The organism is Gracilibacillus marinus (assembly GCF_042651725.1).
Classification (GTDB): domain Bacteria; phylum Bacillota; class Bacilli; order Bacillales; family Amphibacillaceae; genus Gracilibacillus; species Gracilibacillus marinus.
Genome location: NZ_JBHSDV010000002.1, coordinates 294,602 through 316,676, shown reverse-complemented (window position 1 = coordinate 316,676; position 22,075 = coordinate 294,602). Strand labels below are relative to the sequence as shown.

Sequence of the window (22,075 nt, the reverse complement as noted above, 5' to 3'; positions counted from 1 at the left end):
CCTTTATTTAAAAACTATTTGTATCTAGCTTAAATTATTTTGTATACGCTTTCCTTTTTGTGCGTAATTGTATATAGTTTTCAAAGGATTTGATGAGAAAAATGAAGATTTATTATTCAAATGCCTATTTGAATATTTTTTCATCTATTGTATACTATATTCAAACATTCATTTGAATAAGGTTGGTGAGAAAATGACGAAGAAGGATACATGTGATATCTATTGTTATGACGAGGAGAAGGTGAACCGCATACAAGGTGCCTTACAATCTGTTAATATACGGGGTGTCGCACAAATGTTAAAAGCAATTGCTGATGAAAATAGAGCTAAAATTACTTTTGCCCTTTGCCAAGACGAGGAATTATGTGTCTGTGATATTGCAAATGTAATCGAATCATCGATAGCGACTGCCTCCCATCATTTGCGTACATTACACAAACAAGGAATCGTGAAATTTAGAAAAGAGGGCAAGTTAGCTTTTTACTCATTAGATGACGCACATATTGAACAAATTATGATAATCGCATTAGCACACCAGAAAGAGAGGGAAGTTCATGTCTAATCAACTTACAGAAGAAGAAATGACAACATATCGTGTACAAGGATTCTCTTGTGCTAATTGTGCAGCTAAATTTGAAAAAAATGTGCAAGAACTACCTGGTGTGCATCATGCAAAAGTAAATTTTGGTGCATCTAAAATCTATGTACATGGAAATACAACAATTAAGCAATTAGAACAAGCAGGTGCATTTGAAAATTTAAAAGTTCGCAATGAAAACGAACAAAGAGTAGCTCGAGAACCATTTTGGAAGCAAAAGGCGAATCGTAAAGTATACATTTCTGCATTAGTACTTGTGATTAGTTGGTTTCTAGCAATGCAATTAGGTGACGATTCACTGATTCCTACAATTGGCTATGGATTATCTATCGTTATTGGTGGTTATGCTTTATTTATGAAAGGCCTGAAAAATTTGCGTACGTTACACTTCGATATGCATACATTAATGACCATTGCAATTATAGGTGCAGCGATTATTGGGGAATGGAGTGAAGGAGCAACTGTTGTCATTCTATTTGCAATTAGCGAAGCATTAGAACGCTATTCGATGGACAAAGCTCGACAATCGATTGAATCATTAATGGACATTGCGCCAAAAGAAGCATGGATTCTCCGGGACAATCAAGAAATGTTGGTGCCTGTGGATGCTATACGAATTGGAGATCTGATGATAGTTAAACCTGGGCAAAAATTAGCAATGGACGGCATCGTCGTAAAGGGAACCTCGACAGTAAATCAAGCGGCGATTACTGGAGAAAGTGTGCCAGTATCTAAAACAGTAGAAGATGAGGTTTTTGCAGGGACACTAAATGAAGAAGGGTTACTTGAAGTAAAAGTAACGAAGCGAGTAGAAGATACTACATTAGCGAAAATTATCCATTTGGTAGAAGAAGCACAAGCAGAACGAGCTCCTTCTCAAGCATTTATTGATACATTTGCAAAATACTACACGCCATTTATTGTCATTCTCGCTTTCCTCATTGCAGTCATTCCACCATTCTTCGGTGGTGATTTTAGTGAATGGTTGTATCAGGGATTGGCTGTATTAGTTGTTGGTTGTCCTTGTGCTTTAGTTGTTTCTACACCTATCACTATTGTGACTGCAATTGGAAATGCAGCGAAAAATGGTGTGCTTATTAAAGGTGGCATTTACTTAGAAGAAACAGGCTCACTCCAAGCAATAGCTTTTGACAAAACAGGGACATTAACAAAAGGGACCCCGACTGTCACAGATATCTTGACATATAGTGGTAATGAACAGCAATGGTTGGCAATAACAGCAGCAATGGAAAAAGGCTCGAATCACCCTCTTGCTAGTGCCATCACTAGAAAGGCAGATGAAGCCGGAGTACCTTTTAATCATATAGTAATAGAGAAATTCCAATCCCTCACAGGGAAAGGGATTAAAGCACACATGGATTTAGAGCAATATTATGTCGGAAGTCCTGCGCTTTTTGATCACTTATCCATGGAGATACATGTGCAAGAACAAATCACCGCATTACAATCTGAAGGTAAAACGGTCATGGTTGTAGGAACAGAAAAAGAAATAGGTGCGCTTATTGCAGTAGCTGATGAAGTAAGAGAATCATCGAAAGAAGTCATTCATCAATTGAATCAGATGGGTGTCGAAACAGTGATGTTAACAGGAGATAATAAACGTACCGCGGAAAAAATCGGGCGTCAAGTAGGGGTATCCGATATACAAGCAAATTTACTTCCTGAGGATAAATTACATTTTGTAAAAGCACTTCGAAAAAAATATCCGCGTGTTGCAATGGTCGGTGATGGCGTCAATGATGCTCCTGCACTAGCAGCCTCAAATGTTGGTATTGCAATGGGTGGCGCTGGAACGGATACGGCACTCGAAACAGCGGATATTGCTCTTATGTCGGATGATTTAAATAAATTGCCATACACTATTTCCTTAAGTCGGAAAGCACTAGTGATTATTAAACAAAATATCACTTTTTCTTTAGTCATTAAATTAGTTGCGCTACTACTAGTTGTACCAGGTTGGTTAACACTATGGATCGCCATATTCGCTGATATGGGAGCAACATTACTCGTGACATTGAATAGTTTGAGATTGATGAAGTATAAAAGTGGGAGTGTCTGAAGTGAACCTACAATCTATGCTAATTTCCATACGTATATTAACTAAATAATTATTAAGAAGGTTTTGCTAAGTTTAGTTGTCGATTATTGATTTCAGGAAGTACTGATGCTTATTCAACTCCCTCCGTTCGATTCATTTTACTCGTGAATATTTGCTAACGGGGGTAGTTTATCCTCATAAAAACATTTGAATAAACTTTCATTTATTGTATAATTATGCAAACGAGAGGGGGATTTCCATGCAATTAGTTCCTGAGTCGTCAAATTTAATAGAATATATAGAAGAATTAGAAACTGTTGATTATTCACACCCTTTAATTCAAGAGAAAATAAATGTATTGTTTAATGATGAATTATCAGAGCTAGAGAAAGTTAAAACAGCATTCGAATTTGTACGAGATGAAATATCTCATTCCTGGGATATACAAAGTACAAGGGTAACCTGCAAAGCATCCGAGGTTCTTAAATATAAAGAAGGTATCTGTTATGCGAAATCAAATTTATTAGCAGCTATATTAAGAGCTGTAAATATTCCAACTGGTTTTTGTTATCAAAGATTGATGATATTTGATACGCCTGAAGAGGGTTATTGTTTACATACATTGAATGGTGTATATATAGAATCCTTGAATCGTTGGATACGGTTAGATGTTCGTGGAAATAAACCAGGAGTGCAAGCTGAATTTTCTATAAATGAGGAAATTTTAGCATTCACAATTCGAGAAGAGTTTGACGAAAGAGACTATCCCATCATATATACTTCACCTACTGAGAAAACTATTGCTACTTTAGAATCAAACACAAATGCTTTAAAAATGTATATAAATCATTTACCTGACGCTTTATAATCATACAATTATGTCCACATATTTCTTGAACTAACGGCACGAATGTTTCATAACTGGTATTAGCCTTCTTTCGTTATAGTGCATTAGAGTTCAGTAACAAATAAGAATACTAAAAATCGATTCAGATTTGAGGGGGATTATTTGAGTATAGATAGTGACAAATTGGTTACATTTCTTATTATGTGGGGAATACCTATTTTTATGGTAATCAGAACTTATCTAAAAATGGATGTACATGATAAAAAATCCGTAAAAAGCGATTTTAAGAAACCCCGATTCGTTTTCACAATTGGTTTTATTTATACTGGTATGTTGATATCTCAAATTGGAAGTATTCTTCTATCAGAAATAATCAACTTGGTTGGAATTATCATACTCGCAGTAGGTGGCATTGTATCAGTAGTTGATATGTGGAGAAAAAACAGAATGAAAAGTATATTTGTATTTTTGCTAATTACGCTAGCAATATATTTTTTGTATGGATAAAGCAGAAAAAAGTGCTTTAGTTATAGACACTATTACTAATTTTCCACTCTTATATCAACAATAACCTTTTCACATAACCCTAAAAAAGCTAGATCCAATGGAATATCATGTTGCATTGGATCTAGCTTCATTATTTGTACAACTATTTTTCTGCTTTCCGATAATTCACAATAATAATTCCGAACGCCACCATCACAATGGATGCGAGTATCATGATATTGAGTGTCTCACCACTAATAAACATCGCAGACAATAACACACCAGACACTGGAACGATAAATTTATACATCGTGATTTTACCCGCTTTATTGTATTTTAATAAGGAATACCAAAGCGCGAAAGCAACTGCAGATAAGAGTGCAGAGTACAATAATAACCCCCAGCCAAATGGTGTAAATGTAATCGCACCTTCTTGCAATTGAGGATACCCGATTAGTAATAACACAATCGCACCTAATGTAAGTTGCCAACCAGTAATAGCAAATGGGTGGATCCCTGTTGCTAGTTCCTTCGCCATAATTGTTGCAATCGCACTAGTCAATCCAGAAAGAATCATAAATCCTTCCCCATCCCAGCTAAAACTCAACTCAAACGACTGGCCCCAATTTGCCAAGACAATCCCTACAAATCCTGCAAGAATCCCTAGCCACTTTTGCTTCGTCAGACGGTCATTTTTGTAATAATAATGTGCAAGTACTACAGTCAAAAAGACCCCACTTGATGATAAAATAGACCCTTGCATACCTGATACAACCGCTAACCCATTATAGAAAAAGTAGTATTGTAGTGCTGTTTGAATCACACCTAGTAGTACTAACACAAGTAACTGCTTTTTCGTCACAAGCAGTTGTTTTCGATCAATAAAAAATAAACAAAGTAATACAAGTACCCCAGCTATTAAAAAGCGAATGCCTGCAAATACCATTTTCGCAATCACATCATCAGCCGCCATCTGTAGTTCGATATAACTTATTTTGAGAACAGGGAATGCACTCCCCCAAAGTATCGAACAAAAAACAGCAATGAATACAGCTGACAATGGATTGATTAAAAGTTTTTTCAACACCTGTCATCTCCCACTAATTACTAGCAAAACATCTTAAAGGACATATCTCCCATGAAGATAAGCCCTAACCTTATTTCACTACGCAAATAAGATTATCGTATGCCAGAAAGAAAGAAGAAGCAAGTAAATTGCATCAAAAGCGAAAGCGTCCGATTAGAAACGTAGATACTGGAACGCATCAACAGAAATAAAGGAATCACGGTGAGCTTGCGAATCGATGATGACTTATACTCACCAGTACAAGTGCGACTAAACCTCATGTATCCACATGAGGTAAGTCTTCTATGTTGATAGTTGATTATCGAAGCCACCTAGTTTCTGAGCGCTTGAGCTAGACGATTCAAAAGCGAAAGCGCCCGTTTAGAAACGTAGAGACTAGAACGCATCAACAGAAATAAAGGAATCACGGTGAGCTTGCGAACCGATGATGACTTATTGATCGTTGATTCGTGAAGTCTCCTAGTTTCTGGGCGCTTCAGCTAGACGATTCAAAAGCGAAAGCGCCTGCTTAGAAACGCTATCCCTATCAAACCATATTCCGCTTCACTTGTTTCACATAAAAATATCGCGCAATAAAGAAGTATGCAACTTGAATCACAGCAAAAGAACCTAATACAATCGCGGATTCTGTTACTAAATTATAATCAAACATATGTGATAATGCTGTTAATGCAACAGCACCATGGATTAAGGCTACGAGAATTGGTGAGAAAAAGAGGATAGCTAACTGTTTCGTTAATACTTTCGAAAGCTCTTGATCTGTTAAACCAATTCGTGAAATAGAGCGGAATTTTTGGCTTTCTGCTTCAAAATCTGTGAATACACGGAAGTAAAGAAAGCTTCCTGCTGAGACAAAGAATACTAACCCTATGAATAAACCAATAAACAAGACAGGTCCATAGCCTTTTTCAATTTGGTAAAGGGTATAATCGACATAATGTGCCTTATATTGCAATGTCTCCTCTAATCGCTCCCCAATTTGAATGACTTTTTCTGTATCTAAATCCTCAAATTCTATCGCAACAGTGACATCACTATATGTCGGTGTCCCTAATTGAGCATATATATCATCACTTACAATATACGCACCATTTAATTCATAAAGAACCGAAGAATGAATCACATCACTAGGCTTGATGACTTCACCATTTTGGAGAGGAATCGTCCCTTTTTTTAATTGTTCACTTGCTTCGGGGCCTTGAGTAATCATTGCTTCACCTTGCTCCATAATCAATGCTTCATCATTACTAGGATGCACTTCTTCTTCACCTATTAATCTAGCAAAATTATTATAATCAGATGCTTTTACTACAAGTACATCTGAATCGACATTGTTGATTTCAAAATTGGTTTCAGTCATTTGTGCTGATTGTGCTTTGATTTGCTTTTCCTTTAATATCGTATGCAATTGTTCGATATCTTGCTCGATTTCTTCCTCTGTATCATCACCAAATGGTGTATACGTAATCGCATATGGTGTATACTCTTTTACCCCTTTAGTTAAATACGCGTGAAATCCAAACAATGTCCCTACCGCACTGAAAGCGACTGTTGAGATAATTGCAACCATAAAAAATGTGCGTGCATTATCTTTCATTCGAAATGATAAATCAGAAAATAATAGCATGTTGGTTTTATGCCAGAATACTAGTTTGTTTTTCTTAAGTAATCGAATGATGTATACACTTAATTGTGTAAATAATAGATACGTGCCGAGAATAACGACAATCACGACAGGAATCATTACAAATATAACCTCGGCACCTTTTGCATACATTGCCGTCACATAGCCAGCTACTAATAGAAGTGCAGCTAGAATGGACAAAATAATAGATGCTTTCGGCTCTCCTTTAGACTGCTTATCCCCTTTAACTAAATCGACTAATTTGCTTGTACGTAAAATAAATGTGACGAGTATAGAGATACAGAAAAATAACACGACAAAGCTAACTAGTGTCACGATAATAGCCATTGTTGGGAAATAGAAATATAGAGACTCGTCAATAATCAATACATTCTCTGCAATTAATAGAATCGCTTTTGCAAACAACAAACCACTTAAGATTCCAGCAACAGTTGATGCGATTCCGATAAACATATTCTCAAGGAACACCATCCATCTGATTTGTCTGTCTGATGCACCAAGCATGAGTAATAGCCCAAATTCTTTCTTCCTCGATTGCAAAAAAGCACTCATCGAATACAAAATAAAGAAGAAAGAAAAGACATAAATAATACCACCAGCAACGCCCATCCCAATTAACGCATTTTCATGGATATCTGCTAATGCTGGATGAAATGCAAAAATAGCAAAAGTAAAGAAGACCATTACAGTGAATAAGCTACTTAAGAAATACGCGATATATAACCGTTTATTCCTAAGTACATTCTTAAAGGCGAACTGACGAAAAGTCATTATTATCGCCTCCCATCAATGAAAGCATGTCAATGATTTTCTGGAAGTATGCTTGTCTACTCTCCCCACAATAGATTTCTGCATGTAGCTTTCCATCACGTATAAAAATAACACGATCGGAATAACTAGCAGCTTGTGGATCATGTGTCACCATTAACAAACTTGTATTTTCCCTTTTATTAATGGACTCAAGCATCCCCATCACGTCTTTGGATGCTTTTGAATCAAGGTTCCCTGTTGGTTCATCTGCCAATAACAATTTAGGTTGGTGAATCATCGCTCTAGCAATTGCCACACGTTGCGCTTGACCACCAGATATTTCGTAAGTTCGTTTTGCTAAAATAGAAGCAATCCCTAAACTATCCGCAATTCTTTTTGCTTTTTTCTTCATTTCCTTTACACTGACACCTTCTAATGTGAGTGGTAAGACGATATTTTCTTCGACTGTTAATGTGTGAAGCAAATTGAAATCTTGAAAAATAAAGCCTAATTCATTTCGTCTGAATTTTGCTAAATCATTTTTCTTCAGAATATGTGGATTTCTCCCTTCAATCTCCACTGTTCCGGTTGTTGGCGTATCGTTTGTGGAAATAATATTTAATAATGTTGTTTTTCCACTACCTGAGGGACCCATTATTGCGACAAACTCGCCCTTATCTACTTCTAATTGGATATCTGTTAATGCGCGATACGCTACTTTACCTTCATATACTTTGCTTACTTTGGTTACTTTCAGCATCATCATTCTCCTTTTTTCTTGTTCTTAATGTAAGTATAGTGGCATCCGCACATAGGAACTATCGATTATGCTTTCAGTAACCTTACACCTTTGTAAGGTTTTGTGATTCTGTAAAAATGATACGCACAATAGTCCCTTCTCCAACAACAGATTCTAACTCTACTCTATGCTCTAATTTATTCATAACTTCTTTCACTAAATATAAGCCCATCCCTGTTGACTCTCGGTATGTACGTCCATTTTCCCCTGTATAAAATTTGTGAAATACCCGTTTTTGATCTGCTATAGGTATCCCAACACCGAAATCCTTCACTTCCAGTACGACATTTGTTGACCTTTCGTATAAAGAAATGTGAATATGATTCGCGCTCCCTGCCGAATATTTCACTGCATTATGTACGAGCTGTGTCAAAATAAAGAAAAGCCACTTCTCATCTGTTTCGACTGTAATGCCTTCTTTTTGCTCGATGATTTGTGGAAATACTTCATTTCTTATGTAAAATCGTTTATTTTCTACATTCACTTCCCGAATGAGCTTAGATAGTACGACTGGCATAATATGAAAATCCCCTTCAATTGTCCGAAGCCTTGCCATATACAAAACGGTGTTAAGACCATCCCGCATCCGATCTGTCTCCTCACGTATACTAGATGATTCTGGTTCATCTAACCCTTGTGCGGTCAATTCAATCACGGACAATGGTGTTTTCATTTGATGCACCCAACGATCCATAAATAAAAGGTGCTCATCCTGTTGTTCTTCTGCTCTTTGCAATTTGTCTTGATACAGCTGATATTGTGTTCGCAATAATTGATCAAGTGATTCGGCAACAGGTGCTTGGTCTGTCGTTTCTAAGGAAGCATCAAGTGATTGTAATGTACTTTCTAATTTCATATAAAAGTTGCGACGACTATGATAGCGATAGATTAAAAAGGCAATAAGCACTACTGTAGACAAAAAGTTAGCATAGATGATGACATTCATGCCTCTGTAGCCATCGAGGTAAAATAATAAAGATAGAAGCGCTAATTGACTGAGATGAAAGACGATATACCCGATATGTTCTCGCAAAAATAGTCTCATTTGGTCCCTTCTCTCCATGTAATACGCATACGATACCCCGCACCCCTTACTGTTTCCACTGCATGTTCGATTCCGATTTCTTGAAATTTCTTTCTTACCCGTGTGATGTTGACATTCAATGTATTTTCATCGACAAAGGATTGATCATCCCATAATTTTTCCAACAAATCATGTCGTCCTGCAATTCGTGGGTATCTGTCCATTAATACTTCAAGAATATCTGCTTCCTTTTTTGTTAATGTCGTTGTCTGCTTGTGACATGTCAGCTCTAATCTCTCTGGATAGAGCTCTAACCCATGTAAGCTAATGACTCTTTCCTCAAACTTTGTCGCATACTCTCCGTATGCTCTGCGCAATTGGCTACGAATTTTTGCCATTACAATATCAGGATGGAATGGCTTTGTGATAAAATCATCGCCACCATTCTCAATTGCCATCACTTGATCCATCTCTCCAGTCCGTGCAGATAAAAATATGACAGGGCAAATCGATGCTTTACGAATTTGGCGACACCAATAATACCCATCATAACTAGGTAAATTGATATCCAACAACAGAAGGTGCGGATTCTCTTGATGAAAAAGCACATCAATTTGATCAAAATCAGTAGCAACAATTACTTCATACCCATATTTTTCGAGATGTGAAGCTAGATGTGCTGCGATTTTTTTGTCATCTTCTACAATCATTATTTTTTCCATAGCCACCATATCCTTCGTTTGTTTTGTTTATGTTTGTTTATATGAGTAGTATATCAAAAAGTGGGGTTGTGGTGGATTCCGGCGTGGTGATGGGAATTCCTGTGTCGCTCTGTTTTTTCCTGCGTGGTGGGTGGAATTCCAGCGTCGCTCATTTTTTTCCTGCGTGGCGGGTGGAATTCCGGCGTCGCTCTGTTTTTTCCTGCGTGGTGTGTGGGATTCCTGCGTCGCTCGTAATATTCCTTTATGATGTTTAATTCATTTAGCTCTGGGAATAGTAATAGTGGAAATCAATTTACAATAAATCTAGGAGGTTACTTATCTTATGACACAACACACACATACTGAACTTTTGGAAACTTTACATGAATGTATGACTGCTTGTAATCACTGTTTTGATGCTTGCCTTGGTGAAGAGGATGTTAAAATGATGTCTGCTTGTATTCGCCTAGATCGTGAATGTGCGGATATGTGTAATTATTTAGAAAATGCGATTACACGTAACTCACCATTTGTTGCGGAACTTGCTGCAGCTTGCGCAAAAATTTGTGAGGCTTGCGGGAATGAGTGTAAAAAGCATGAACATGAACACTGTCAGCGCTGTGCGGAAGCTTGTTTGAAATGTGCAGAAGCTTGTAAAAAAGTTGCTTAATATACAAAAGGATCTGAAGAGCGTATTGCTTCAGGTCCTTTTTAAATTGAAAAAAATACCTTTTTATATAATATACATCACTACACGCATAGATTAGATTGGTGTATAATGAAGTGAAACAAATAAGTCAATCGAAAGAGAGTGTTAGTATGGGTCGTAAATGGAATAATATTAAAGACAAAAAAGCAGCAAAGGACAAGAATACTAGTCGTATTTATGCTAAATTTGGTCGAGAAATTTATGTGGCAGCGAAGCAAGGAGAGCCTAACCCAGAATCAAATCAAGCATTAAAAATTGTCCTAGAACGTGCCAAGACATATAGTGTGCCTAAATCGATCATTGACCGTGCAATCGATAAAGCAAAAGGCGGCGATGAAGAGAATTTTGATGAACTACGATATGAAGGCTTCGGACCAAGCGGATCGATGCTTATTGTAGATACATTAACAAATAACGTGAATCGAACAGCAGCAGATGTACGTGCGGCATTTAATAAAAACGGCGGGAACATGGGTACTTCTGGTTCTTGTTCTTATATGTTTGACCACACAGCAGTATTCGGTATAGAAGGCATTGAAGCAGATGAAGTGATTGAACTTTTGATGGAAAAAGATGTGGATGTACGTGATGTCATTGAAGAAGATGGCACTGTGATTGTATATGCAGAACCAGATCAATACCATGCTGTTCAAGAAGCATTGAAAGAAAAAGATATTACGGAATTTACTGTAGCAGAATTGACCATGCTCCCACAAAATGAAGTAGCATTAGCAGAAGAAGACATCGAACAATTTGAAAAACTAATCGATGCACTTGAAGATTTAGAAGATGTGCAACAAGTGTATCATAATGTGGATTTAGGAGAATAAAAGCAATAGGAATACGTCTAATGGGTAGATGAAGGATTTTATCTATACATTAGGCGTATTTTTTATCCCGATTTCATAGGTGGTTGCATAACTTATTATGGATAATAAAAAAAGTAGGTGTAAATAATGAATCCTGAGTTATGTGAGCTATTAGACAATGGGGGGATTGTAAGCTGTCATATTACGGACGAATATGGTAATCCAATCAATCCATTGTCACACCATTCAACTTTATGCGAAGAAATATCTAGTGAAAAAAGAGAAGACGTCACATTTACGATTGAAAATGGCACACAAATCACCTTACAAAATGTGACACTACGTAAATCTGGGTATGTTGTAGTTCAAGTATCTAATGGTATCGATACATGTGTGTCTGAACCCATCCCATTCTGCAAAATTGAACATGTACTGTTATGCGCACCAAAAGGAACGGATATTCTTTGTACTATTACAGGTTTCTCATGTGATGCTACTATTCACTGTATGAACGGACAATTTGACTCTGTTGACATCGCACTAAACTTTTGCCAAGATATAAAAGCTATTTATCCTATCACCATTCAACTCACTGCTGATTTTTGTCAGCCAAGAGAAACATTTATTCCTAATGCATGCACATATCCTATACCACCTAATTCATGTGAAAACATCGATAATACAACCATTCTTCATCCACAACAAAATCAATCTAGACAACAACAAACGGAAGATGTGTGTATTCAAACAGAAAAAGTATACGATTGGGTTACAAGCCAGACGAATATTTCGATACGAAAAACAGCTGATCAAGCACCATTTATATGTGATGTATGTTCTATTGGGATGTTCGTACCAGCTGTTATCGTATGTGAACATATCATCTCAGGTCAAGTAACTTGTAATGGGGAACCTGTTGCAAATGCACCTGTTACCTTCTCTGCAACTTCTGATGCTATATCTTTCAATCCTAACCCAGTATTTACAGATGCAACTGGTCATTTTGAAACTGTCGCAACAGTCGATGAGGGTACAGAAGATACTGAAATTACTATTACAGCAACAACCGTCGCAAATGATGAAGAACTATCTATCACTTTACCAACCATAATTCGTTGCGCAGAAGAACCTTGTCTTTTATTGCTATTTGGTCCTGAAATCGTAAATTGTAGTGATGTGATTTCTGGACGTGTTCGTTGTGGTAACACATTCATCCCTGATGTGGAAGTAACTCTATCAGCCAATCCAGCTATTGTCACTTTTAATCCAAATCCTACCTTTACTGGTTTGAACGGGAACTATTTCTCAGGGATCTCTGTCCCACCTGGTACACCTCTGACAGATGTAGAAATAACTGCTTCTGCAACTGTGGAAGGAGAGCTATTAAGCGAAACTATTACGGTAAGTGTCCTATGTGAACGGGATTGTGAGTTAACGATCTCAGCGCCCCCACTCATTACTTGTGAGGGCGAAATTACCGGCACATTACTTTGCGACGGGTTACCAGTATCAGGAGTAGAAGTAGCATTTAATGATTTCCCTAATATAGGCACTTTCTCACCAAATCCTGCTATTACCGCTGCTGATGGGACTTTCTCCACAACTCTAACAATACCTGAAGGCACGCCATTATTATCGACAACGATTATAGCTACAGCGACAGTAAATGGCGACACTCTTGAAAGCGTCGTAAGGGTACAAGTGGAATGTCCTGAAGAAGAATGTCCATGTAAATTTAGAATTGGCGTGGAAGGTGGCGCTGCTCCAGCTAGTGTAAATATAACAGTAAATAACACACCTGATACATTGTCCGGTACAATTAACGTTACGGCAATACAATGTTTTGTTGCTGCACCAATGTGTAACCCAGCTGTAGATAACTTCAATGTGGCATTCGGTAGCGGTGGAGATACGATTAATTTTATTTTAGGTAGAAGAATCGAGATCGAATGTGAAGGAAATACTTTCGCACGTGTCAGAGGGACTGCTAGAGCTACTGGAAATGTCCTTCCTGATGGCATTTATGAAGTAACGATTACATTAACAATTGGCGCAATGAATATGGGCTTATGGACAGTTGATGCAACAGATTTCCATGGGAATACATTCTCTACTACCTTTTCAAGCATGATTAATCCGATGACATTTATTGGGGAATGTGAAGATACCCCTTAATTTTAAATAAAACAGCAATGAGGTTTTCTTGACTTATTGCTGTTTTATCGTTTCAATTAGTTTATGAAATGGACAATAAAGAAAGGAGCTATCTCAAATGAAATACAACCAAACATGGGACCTTGATTCCATCTTTCCTGGTGGAACGAAATCAGAAGCATTGCAAGCAAAAATTGCAGAGGTAAAGCAACAAGTTGATACATACCATACATTACTCATGAATTGGCAAGAAGCGACTCCAACAAGCGAACAATTCATCCAAATATTACAGGCACAAGAGACATTTACGAATGGATTATCACAAGCTAGTACATTCGTGAATATGTGTCATGATGCATATATGGATGATGAACATGCCAATGTAGTAAAAGGTCAATTAATGGAACTTGCAAGTAGTGTCCAGATATTATTTAATACATTTACCAAAAAGATTGTAGCGATTCCTGAAGAGGCCTGGCAACCATTAATCCAGACAGATGGATTAAAAGAAGTGATGTTTGCATTAGAAGAAATTCGCACAGATGGAAAACGACTGCTATCAGACGAAGAAGAAACACTTATTGCCGAATTGAGCAAAGATGGCCTAAGTGCATGGAGTTCGACATACGATACGGTTGTTTCGATTATGACGATTCCATATACAGACAAAGACGGAGAGACTATAGAGCTTTCGATCGGTCAAGCGATGAATCGAATGTATGGTGATCCAGATCCTGATATCAGAAAGCAACTTTTTGAAAACTGGGAAATCGCTTGGAAAAAACACGCACCCATTTTTGCTGATTTATTGAACCACTTAAATGGCTATAGACTCACATTACAACGTAAACATGAGTACACCAATCATTTAGAAGAACCGCTTGAGCTAAACAGAATGAAAAAGGAAACACTTGATGCAATGTGGTCAGCTGTAAGCAAAAAGAAAAAAACTTTCCTACAATTTTTAGAGACAAAGGCTAGATTATTAGGCTTAGAAAAGTTAGGTTGGCAAGATGTAGACGCACCGCTTTCTTTCGCAAAAGAGGAATCCAAGTCTATGTCTTACGAAGAAGCATGTGATTTTATCATAAATAATTTCGCAACATTCGGTCCGAAATTAGCTAGTTTTGCAAAAAAAGCTTTGGAAAATCGTTGGGTTGAAGCAGAAAATAGACCAAATAAGCGCCCTGGAGGCTATTGTACTAGCTTGCCTGAATGGAAAGAATCACGCATTTTTATGACATTCACTGAGACGACTAGTGATACTAGCACATTGGCGCATGAATTAGGTCACGCTTTTCATAGTGATGTGATGAAAGATTTACCTACATTAAACCAACACTATGCAATGAATGTGGCCGAGACTGCGAGTACATTCGCTGAGACCATCATTGGTAATGCTACAGTGAATCATGCGACAACAGCAGAAGAAAAACTGTCTCTATTAAATGCAAAATTAGAAAATGCTACAGCGATGTTTATGAACATTCATGCTCGTTTTTTATTTGAAGATGCATTTTACAAAGAAAGAGCAAATGGCATTGTGTCTACTTCTCGTTTAAATGAGTTGATGTTAGCAGCACAAAAAGAAGCATATGGCGATAGTTTGGCAAGCTACCATCCACATTTCTGGTGTAGTAAGCTACATTTCTTTATTGATGACGTCCCTTTTTATAACTTCCCTTATACATTTGGCTATTTATTTAGTTTGGGAATTTATGCGAATTATTTAGATCACGCGGAAGGTTTTGAAGATAAATATATCGCCTTATTAAAAGACACTGGCTCTATGTCTGTGGAAGACTTAGCAGAGAAGCATTTGGGTGTGGATATTACAGAAGAGGCATTCTGGCTACATGGGATAGAATTAGTGGAAAGAGATGTGCAGGCATTTCTAGAATTGGCAAATCAATAACAAGAGCAAACTATAGAATTAGAAAAATAGGTCCCTAATCCATTTAGGTCAATCACCGTATATTGTCATGGTGATTGACCTAATTTTACATGTGTTTATACATGCTACCTACTTGAGATGTCAAAAAAACTTTTATCTGAACAGACATCTTTCAACATAATTTATACTTTATATTTACTTACAAGATCATTTAACTCTTCCGCTAATTTAGCAAGTTGCTCTGAACTATCCGCTACTTCATCCATCGAACCGCTCGCCTGTTCCGCAGATGCAGCTGTTTGTTCTACACCAGCAGCAGCTTCTTCAGAAACAGAAGCAACTTCTTCTATCTTTTCATTCATCTCTCGGCTACTTGAAGCAATTCCTGAGAGACTTTCAGATACATATTTCACGCTTGATACCATCTCGGAAACAGCGCTACTAATATCATTAAATGTTTCACTTGTCGTCTTAATTTGGTCTGTCCCTTGTATCACCTCATTATATCCCCCTTTTAATGAGTCAGCAACAACACTAGACTCCACTTGGATATTGGATACAATTCCTGTAATATCATTAACAGACAATGCTACTTGCTCTGCCAATTTTCTTACCTCATCTGCAACTACCGCAAATCCTTTGCCATGCTCTCCTGCTCTTGCTGATTCAATGGCAGCATTTAATGCTAAAAGGTTTGTTTGTTCTGCTACATCTTTAATTACTGAAACGAGTTTGGAGATTTCCTGTGATTGTTTGTCTAAATTTTGCATTTTATCCACTGCGTCTTTCACAATCGTATCTATCTTCGCCATCTGTTCCGTGGATGAATGCATTAATTGACTTCCTACTGTCGTCATTTCTAATACTCGTCCTGAATTTTCTTGTATTCTTACTCCATTTTCATTTGCTTGTTCTACTTTATCAGAAAATGTACCCATGATTGTGGACAAATCACTTGCACTACTCGCCTGTGTCTCCGCTCCAGTTGCTAGTTCCTCCATCGTGGTTGCCACTTGTTCTGTCCCAGCTTTTACCTCACTTGCTGCCTGTGTCAATTCCTCACTTTGACTCGAAACCGTTTCAGACACTTCCGCGATTCGATTTAAGAGATTACGATTATTTTGACTCATTTTGTTTGTTGACATAACTAGTTCTGCTACTTCATCTCGCGCTTTTGTTTCTAAAGGCGGCTGGCTCATATCCCCATCTGCTAGTTGATTCATTCGGTTTCTCACTGCTAATACCGGCTTTGTAATAGAAGTAGATGTGACTAGCGCAATAATTACACCAATTATTAGAATGATACTTGAGATAATGGAGATAAATATGATAATTGCTTTACCTATATAGACACTTTTGTTCGCGATTCCCATTACATCGGAAGTTTTTTCATTCGCTAACGCTTCAATCTCATCTGCAATATTTTGTGTAAGTTGTTTCGCTTCCAGTAATATATTCAAGGCTTCTTCTTGATTACCAGATTCATATTCTGTAATGGCATCTGTCAGTGTGGATTCCCATTCATGTTTTGTGGTGAACAAAGCATTCATTTTCTCTTGATTCCCTAACGCTAACAATTCTTCTTCTATTTGCTTTCCTTTTTGGATAGTTTCTTCAAATTGTTTTTTTATATCTTCATCATTATATAGGAAATATCCGCGTATCAATGACGAACTCTGCGCCATATTGTAAGAAAGGTCTTTATCTAATATCAATAAAGGAAGTTGTTCTTCCACCATTTCTTTTGTATCATTGTTGATTCTTTCAAAAGAAAGATATACCAACACACTCATTGTAAAAACTAATGCAATAACAATTCCAAAACCAAACATAATCTTTGTTTTAATACTTTTAAAATTAAACAGTTTTTTCATTTTAGTACTCCCATTCCTATTTAATACTTCCTAGTACATATTGCTGATTCTACTGTATTCTTCATTGCCAAACATATGTGTAGTTATTTGTTTAATTTGTTTCTAATCTCTTTAGTCACCTGATTTCTTAATAAGTTGATTGTTTATTTAATAAATATGGAATAGAACCAATCATTCATACTCTTTCATATATCGGTTACTCTCACGATAAAGTGAAGCTAAAAAAAGGTGGTATTATAAGGGACTTGTATTACCGTCATATGAAGGTACAGTAATTTTTATTTTACCTTTTGTTATATATATATTGCATTATGACATGTATTTAATTTATAATGTAATCAATAACAAACATAAAAGGACGTGTATGCCATGCAATTATTTAAGAAAAAACATCTGGATGAACGAGTAGAAGCGGAGAAAAATAAGATTTATCGTGAAACCTATCTGCTTATTGCTGCAATATGTACCATTTCTATTTTGTTCAAATTTATAACAAATGGGATTTCCATCGACATCATCTATACGGAATTAATTATTACTGTCGCAGCAAGCTTTTATATTGCCTTTCGCTCTACACAAAAAGGGATTTTCTCATCAGATATAGAATTAGAGGAGCAGCATAGCAAATCTAGCTATATAAAAAAGAATCTAGTACTCGGTATTGTAACAGGGGTCATTTTGGGGCTTATCTTTGGTTTGAATAGTGCGATTAATTATGCCGATACAACAGGACAATCTATTTATTACTTTTTCCTGACTTTTGTTACTACTCTTCTTTTCTATGTTCCTGTGCTTGTTGTGATTCTTCTAGTAGGCTATACTGCTGCTAAGAAAAGTAGTGACAAAGCAATTGAAAGACAATTAGAGGATGACGAAGGATGAAAAATATCAAATTAAAAGTCGCAAGAGTGGAGCATGATCTCTCTCAAGCAGAACTCGCAAAAAGAGTAGGTGTCACAAGACAAACCATTGGATTAATTGAACAAGGAAAATATAATCCCACATTGCAATTATGTATTGCCATTTGCAAAACATTAGATCGTACATTGGATGAGCTGTTTTGGGAAGATGAAACAAAATCTTGAGTAAAGCGGGTTTTCCCCCTCTTCACTCAAGCTTTTTTGTTATTTCAAATAATTTCAAAAAAAAAAGGATATTGTAAATTATTATCGAATTATACTATATATCCATTTAATATAAATTGTTGTGATTTATTGAAATTTTCTCACAAAAAAGGAGTCTAAAAATGAAGACAGTTAACTTTGTTTTTTATATCTCAATATTATTTCTTGCAGCATGTAGTAATGACGTACAGCCTTCTACACCATCTATAGGTAATCTAAAAATGGACGTGAACATAGAGGATGTGAGTTATCCAGATCAAGTGAAAGTCTATGAAGCAAACTATATTGAACTGGATGTAAATGATGTTACTGATTTACTAATCAAAAATGAAATTATAGATGATGAAATATATGCAATGGGACATCAATTCCAAACAGATACAGAATCACTAATTATCTACGATGGCGGAGAAGCAATGGGCATGCAATCTGGTGTTAATGGTGGGTTTCTTTATATTCATAGACCTACTAATGATATGATTGATTACTATACGATAGCGTCCATTCATGCAGGTCCCCCATTATTAGATGCCCAATTAGATAAATATAATCAAAATAAAGATTTTGCTACATTTCAGGATTTAGATTTCAAACCATATAAAGAGGCTGAAAAAGAAATAGATAGTGTATTGTCTTCCATTGGTATAGAAGGTATCCAAACAGAACTGGTTTATGCATTAGATACAGAAACAATGAAACAGCATGAGGCTTTGTATCGCAAGTTAGATACAGAAACAGATTTAAAAGATGTCAATTGGAATAGCAATCAAGAAGCTTACCTATTTATTAGTCGTCAACAAATAGATAATATTCCGCTTATCAATTTTATTTGGCAAGAGAAGACAAGAGATGTAGAAGAGGCAACTGAAACAGAAGTATACGCGATTTATAATTCAAATGGTATACATCAATTAAGCGTTACTAATTACTTCTCCATAGTGGACAGTCAGGCCCCTGTTGATATTCTTAATCTATCAGAAGCGCTAGATATTGCAGAAAAATATTATTCTTCGATTATCTTATCTAAGGGAACTGTAATGGACAAAGCAGAATTATTTTATATTGCTATAGAACAAAACCATTCATACAAACTAACTCCAGCATGGGTTTTTCAACTAGTAAAAGAATCAGAAACACCCGATACTCCTAATAGCAAACCTGAGAAATATGTTGATTACAGTTATTTTGTCATTGATGCAATAACAGGTGATATCTTAACACAGACTGGGGAGAGCCAATGAAACGATATCTTTTCTTACAATGGACGAACATGAAACAAGCTCTATTTTCACTAAAATTTATGATTGTTACATTATTAATATGCTGCATTCTCTTTTTAACTGTATTACCAGCATATACATCTACTATGGATGTAGTGGGTTTATTAAGTATTGGGTTAGGTGGAACACATGGTAATTTAATGCTTGTACTAGGCACATTACCAATCATTCCTTTTGCTATATCCTTTGCTACTGATTGGGAGCAGAAAGTAATTCATCCTTGGATTATTCGATCAGGTATGTATCCGTATGCTACAGCAAAGGTAATAACAAGTGTGCTATCTGCCTTCCTTGCTACATTTTTCGGTTTAAGCATATTTGAACTCCTTGCATCTATCGGACTTCCTTTCCATCTAAATAGTTATGGAGTTGAACCATATATGTACTTTATCGACCATGATCAAACTGTGTTGTATTTTATATTTTACAACACACATATGGCACTCAGTTCTTTTATATTTGCAGGAATTGCGTTTTTTGTATCTACAATGATTCCGAATAAATTCGTTACAATTGCGGCACCAGTCGTTTTCTATTATCTCTCTCATCGTTTCACTTCAACATTAGATATACCTATGTATACAAAAGCACTAACTATTTTTGAAGGAGTATATAACCCAGGTACACCTGGAGAATCTATTCTGTACAAATTTACTACTTCTATCATTATTGTAGCAATACTTTCCGTCTTATCCATCATACAAATTAGAAGGAGGATGCTACATGCTTAATATGCAAAACATTTTCCTTTGTTCAACGATGACTATTCGAAAATGGGGTGTCAATCCTAGAATATATAGTATCTTTATCTTACTTTTTGTTTTCTTACTCTACCATTCATATGGTTTGTATGCGTTTTCTGAAGAGGTTGGACATAGAATATCACCATGGCTATTTTCCCATTTAACTTCATCACCTGTCTTACAAATATTTGCGTTTTTTGCTGTTTTACTCTATTGTGATGCTCCATTTCAAGATCGACATTCACCATTTGTCATGATACGTACAGGTAGGATGAATTGGATTATTAGTCAAATTGTATATATCATTTTTTCCTCATTTATTTATACGTTCTTTATTTTTTGTAGTAGCATCCTTGTAATACTTCCACGTGTTGTGTTTCAAATGGAATGGGATACGATTATGGTTTCTCTAGCTAGAGATGTCTCTCTTGCATCAAATAATGTCACCATTTTCTTCAATCCGTTAATTATTGATACTATCACACCCATTTACGCTACTTTAATCGGATTTTTATTTTTTTGGATGGGCACTACTTTTATTGGAATGACTACATTTTGCTTTAATATTATGTTCAGAAACATGGCTGGTATTGTCGCAAGTGGGATTTTTATTGGTATTTCCTATTTTTCTAATTATCTTGGTTTTTTAGTTTTCGGCTATACTATATTTTATTTCTCACCACTCAGTTGGATGAGTATATCGAATATAGATATTACAGGACAAACTTCCCTTCCATCCCCATTGTATTGTTTTGTGATATTGGTTACTTCAATTATTGTTATGGGGATTATTGCGGTTACCTTATTTAATAAACAAGATATAACAAATAGAGTTGGAGGAAATTAAATTGACAGAATATATAGTAAGAGTATCCCATGCGACCAAACGCTTCAAAAATACACTTGCATTAAAAGATATTACTGTAAATTTTGAAAAAGGGAAAATTCATGGAATTATTGGGAGAAATGGATCAGGAAAAACACTTTTATTTAAAGCAATTTGTGGATTTCTTAAATTAGATGAAGGTGAGATTTATGTACACAATAAAAAAGTAAAACCAACCATACCACAAGATATTGGTATCATTATAGAAGAACCCGGATTTATCGATCATTTAAGTGCATTTAAAAACCTAAAGCTACTTAGTTCTATTAAGAAAAAAATAACAGATACTCAAATAAAAGAGGCCATTGCAATAGTAGGTCTTAATCCTTCTAGTAAAAAGCATGTACATAAGTTCTCTCTAGGAATGCGTCATCGCTTAGCAATTGCTCAAGCAATTATGGAAAATCCAGAGCTGCTAATTTTGGATGAGCCCATGAATGGTTTAGATAAAGAAGGCGTACTTGAAATGCGTGAACTATTCAAAAAGCTTAAACAAGACGGACGAACCATTATATTATCATCCCACTACGCAGAAGATATTGAAGTACTCTGCGAAACCGTACATGAAATGGATCAAGGAATCATGACGAAAATAAGTTGAAACAA

The 22,075-nt window shown here is 36.2% G+C and carries 19 protein-coding genes and 1 pseudogene; 14 read left to right on the top strand and 6 right to left on the bottom strand.

Features of this window, described 5'->3' with window-relative positions; translation table 11 throughout:
* Window positions 1-193: 193 nt before the first annotated feature.
* The 4 genes from ACFOZ1_RS09365 (at window position 194) to ACFOZ1_RS09350 (ending at window position 4,011) form a co-directional block, all read left to right on the top strand.
* Complete coding sequence (locus tag ACFOZ1_RS09365) at window positions 194-562, top strand: ArsR/SmtB family transcription factor (RefSeq protein ID WP_390198723.1); 369 nt, start codon at window positions 194-196, stop codon at window positions 560-562.
* Window positions 555-2,678 carry a heavy metal translocating P-type ATPase gene (locus ACFOZ1_RS09360; protein WP_390198721.1) on the top strand — a complete coding sequence of 708 codons (2,124 nt, stop codon included), beginning with the start codon at window positions 555-557 and terminating at the stop codon, window positions 2,676-2,678. Before ACFOZ1_RS09365 ends, ACFOZ1_RS09360 begins: the two co-directional genes overlap by 8 nt.
* Before the next feature lie 238 nt (window positions 2,679-2,916).
* Window positions 2,917-3,525, top strand: a complete 609-nt coding sequence (locus ACFOZ1_RS09355) for a transglutaminase-like domain-containing protein (protein WP_390198719.1) — start codon at window positions 2,917-2,919, stop codon at window positions 3,523-3,525.
* 141 nt (window positions 3,526-3,666) lie between these two features.
* Window positions 3,667-4,011, top strand: coding sequence for a hypothetical protein (locus ACFOZ1_RS09350; RefSeq protein ID WP_390198717.1), 345 nt, complete (start codon window positions 3,667-3,669; stop codon window positions 4,009-4,011).
* Between the two features lie 142 nt (window positions 4,012-4,153).
* Here ACFOZ1_RS09350 and ACFOZ1_RS09345 read toward each other — a convergent pair.
* The 5 genes and pseudogenes from ACFOZ1_RS09345 to ACFOZ1_RS09325 form a co-directional block, all read right to left on the bottom strand.
* Window positions 4,154-4,987: pseudogene (locus ACFOZ1_RS09345) on the bottom strand (DMT family transporter); the annotation flags it as partial.
* Between the two features lie 616 nt (window positions 4,988-5,603).
* A complete protein-coding gene (locus ACFOZ1_RS09340; protein ID WP_390198715.1) occupies window positions 5,604-7,493 on the bottom strand; it encodes an ABC transporter permease in 1,890 nt (629 codons plus the stop codon).
* The gene (locus ACFOZ1_RS09335; RefSeq protein WP_390198713.1) at window positions 7,468-8,232 is read right to left on the bottom strand and encodes an ABC transporter ATP-binding protein; all 765 of its coding nucleotides are present in this window, start codon (window positions 8,230-8,232) and stop codon (window positions 7,468-7,470) included. The genes ACFOZ1_RS09340 and ACFOZ1_RS09335 overlap by 26 nt, the downstream gene beginning before the upstream one ends.
* An 82-nt stretch (window positions 8,233-8,314) precedes the next feature.
* Window positions 8,315-9,316 carry a sensor histidine kinase gene (locus ACFOZ1_RS09330; RefSeq protein WP_390198711.1) on the bottom strand — a complete coding sequence of 334 codons (1,002 nt, stop codon included), beginning with the start codon at window positions 9,314-9,316 and terminating at the stop codon, window positions 8,315-8,317.
* Entirely contained in the window at window positions 9,313-10,017 is a 705-nt protein-coding gene (locus tag ACFOZ1_RS09325) for a response regulator transcription factor (RefSeq protein WP_390198710.1), read from the bottom strand. Before ACFOZ1_RS09325 ends, ACFOZ1_RS09330 begins: the two co-directional genes overlap by 4 nt.
* A 322-nt stretch (window positions 10,018-10,339) precedes the next feature.
* Between ACFOZ1_RS09325 and ACFOZ1_RS09320 the strand changes: the two genes are divergently transcribed.
* From ACFOZ1_RS09320 to ACFOZ1_RS09305, 4 genes are all read left to right on the top strand, one after another.
* Complete coding sequence (locus tag ACFOZ1_RS09320) at window positions 10,340-10,666, top strand: four-helix bundle copper-binding protein (protein ID WP_390198709.1); 327 nt, start codon at window positions 10,340-10,342, stop codon at window positions 10,664-10,666.
* A 149-nt stretch (window positions 10,667-10,815) separates the two neighbouring features.
* Window positions 10,816-11,535 carry a YebC/PmpR family DNA-binding transcriptional regulator gene (locus ACFOZ1_RS09315; protein WP_390199006.1) on the top strand — a complete coding sequence of 240 codons (720 nt, stop codon included), beginning with the start codon at window positions 10,816-10,818 and terminating at the stop codon, window positions 11,533-11,535.
* 126 nt (window positions 11,536-11,661) lie between these two features.
* On the top strand, window positions 11,662-13,689 hold the full coding sequence (locus tag ACFOZ1_RS09310) for a BMQ_0737 family morphogenetic spore coat protein (RefSeq protein WP_390198707.1): 2,028 nt from the start codon (window positions 11,662-11,664) through the stop codon (window positions 13,687-13,689).
* A 97-nt stretch (window positions 13,690-13,786) separates the two neighbouring features.
* On the top strand, window positions 13,787-15,583 hold the full coding sequence (locus tag ACFOZ1_RS09305; protein WP_390198705.1) for a M3 family oligoendopeptidase: 1,797 nt from the start codon (window positions 13,787-13,789) through the stop codon (window positions 15,581-15,583).
* A 161-nt stretch (window positions 15,584-15,744) separates the two neighbouring features.
* Here ACFOZ1_RS09305 and ACFOZ1_RS09300 read toward each other — a convergent pair whose 3' ends face one another.
* Complete coding sequence (locus tag ACFOZ1_RS09300; protein ID WP_390198704.1) at window positions 15,745-17,436, bottom strand: methyl-accepting chemotaxis protein; 1,692 nt, start codon at window positions 17,434-17,436, stop codon at window positions 15,745-15,747.
* Window positions 17,437-17,805: 369 nt separating this feature from the next.
* On the opposite strand from ACFOZ1_RS09300, the gene ACFOZ1_RS09295 reads away from it, so the two are divergent.
* The 6 genes from ACFOZ1_RS09295 to ACFOZ1_RS09270 all read left to right on the top strand — a co-directional run bounded on the left by ACFOZ1_RS09295 (window position 17,806) and on the right by ACFOZ1_RS09270 (window position 22,070).
* Complete coding sequence (locus tag ACFOZ1_RS09295) at window positions 17,806-18,318, top strand: DUF6773 family protein (RefSeq protein ID WP_390198702.1); 513 nt, start codon at window positions 17,806-17,808, stop codon at window positions 18,316-18,318.
* A complete protein-coding gene (locus tag ACFOZ1_RS09290; RefSeq protein ID WP_390198701.1) occupies window positions 18,315-18,521 on the top strand; it encodes a helix-turn-helix transcriptional regulator in 207 nt (68 codons plus the stop codon). The genes ACFOZ1_RS09295 and ACFOZ1_RS09290 overlap by 4 nt, the downstream gene beginning before the upstream one ends.
* A gap of 161 nt (window positions 18,522-18,682) precedes the next feature.
* The gene (locus ACFOZ1_RS09285) at window positions 18,683-19,801 is read left to right on the top strand and encodes a hypothetical protein (protein WP_390198699.1); all 1,119 of its coding nucleotides are present in this window, start codon (window positions 18,683-18,685) and stop codon (window positions 19,799-19,801) included.
* On the top strand, window positions 19,798-20,571 hold the full coding sequence (locus ACFOZ1_RS09280; protein WP_390198697.1) for a hypothetical protein: 774 nt from the start codon (window positions 19,798-19,800) through the stop codon (window positions 20,569-20,571). The genes ACFOZ1_RS09285 and ACFOZ1_RS09280 overlap by 4 nt, the downstream gene beginning before the upstream one ends.
* The gene (locus ACFOZ1_RS09275) at window positions 20,564-21,430 is read left to right on the top strand and encodes a hypothetical protein (RefSeq protein ID WP_390198696.1); all 867 of its coding nucleotides are present in this window, start codon (window positions 20,564-20,566) and stop codon (window positions 21,428-21,430) included. The genes ACFOZ1_RS09280 and ACFOZ1_RS09275 overlap by 8 nt, the downstream gene beginning before the upstream one ends.
* Before the next feature lies 1 nt (window position 21,431).
* Complete coding sequence (locus ACFOZ1_RS09270) at window positions 21,432-22,070, top strand: ABC transporter ATP-binding protein (protein ID WP_390198694.1); 639 nt, start codon at window positions 21,432-21,434, stop codon at window positions 22,068-22,070.
* The last annotated feature ends 5 nt before the right edge of the window (window positions 22,071-22,075 follow it).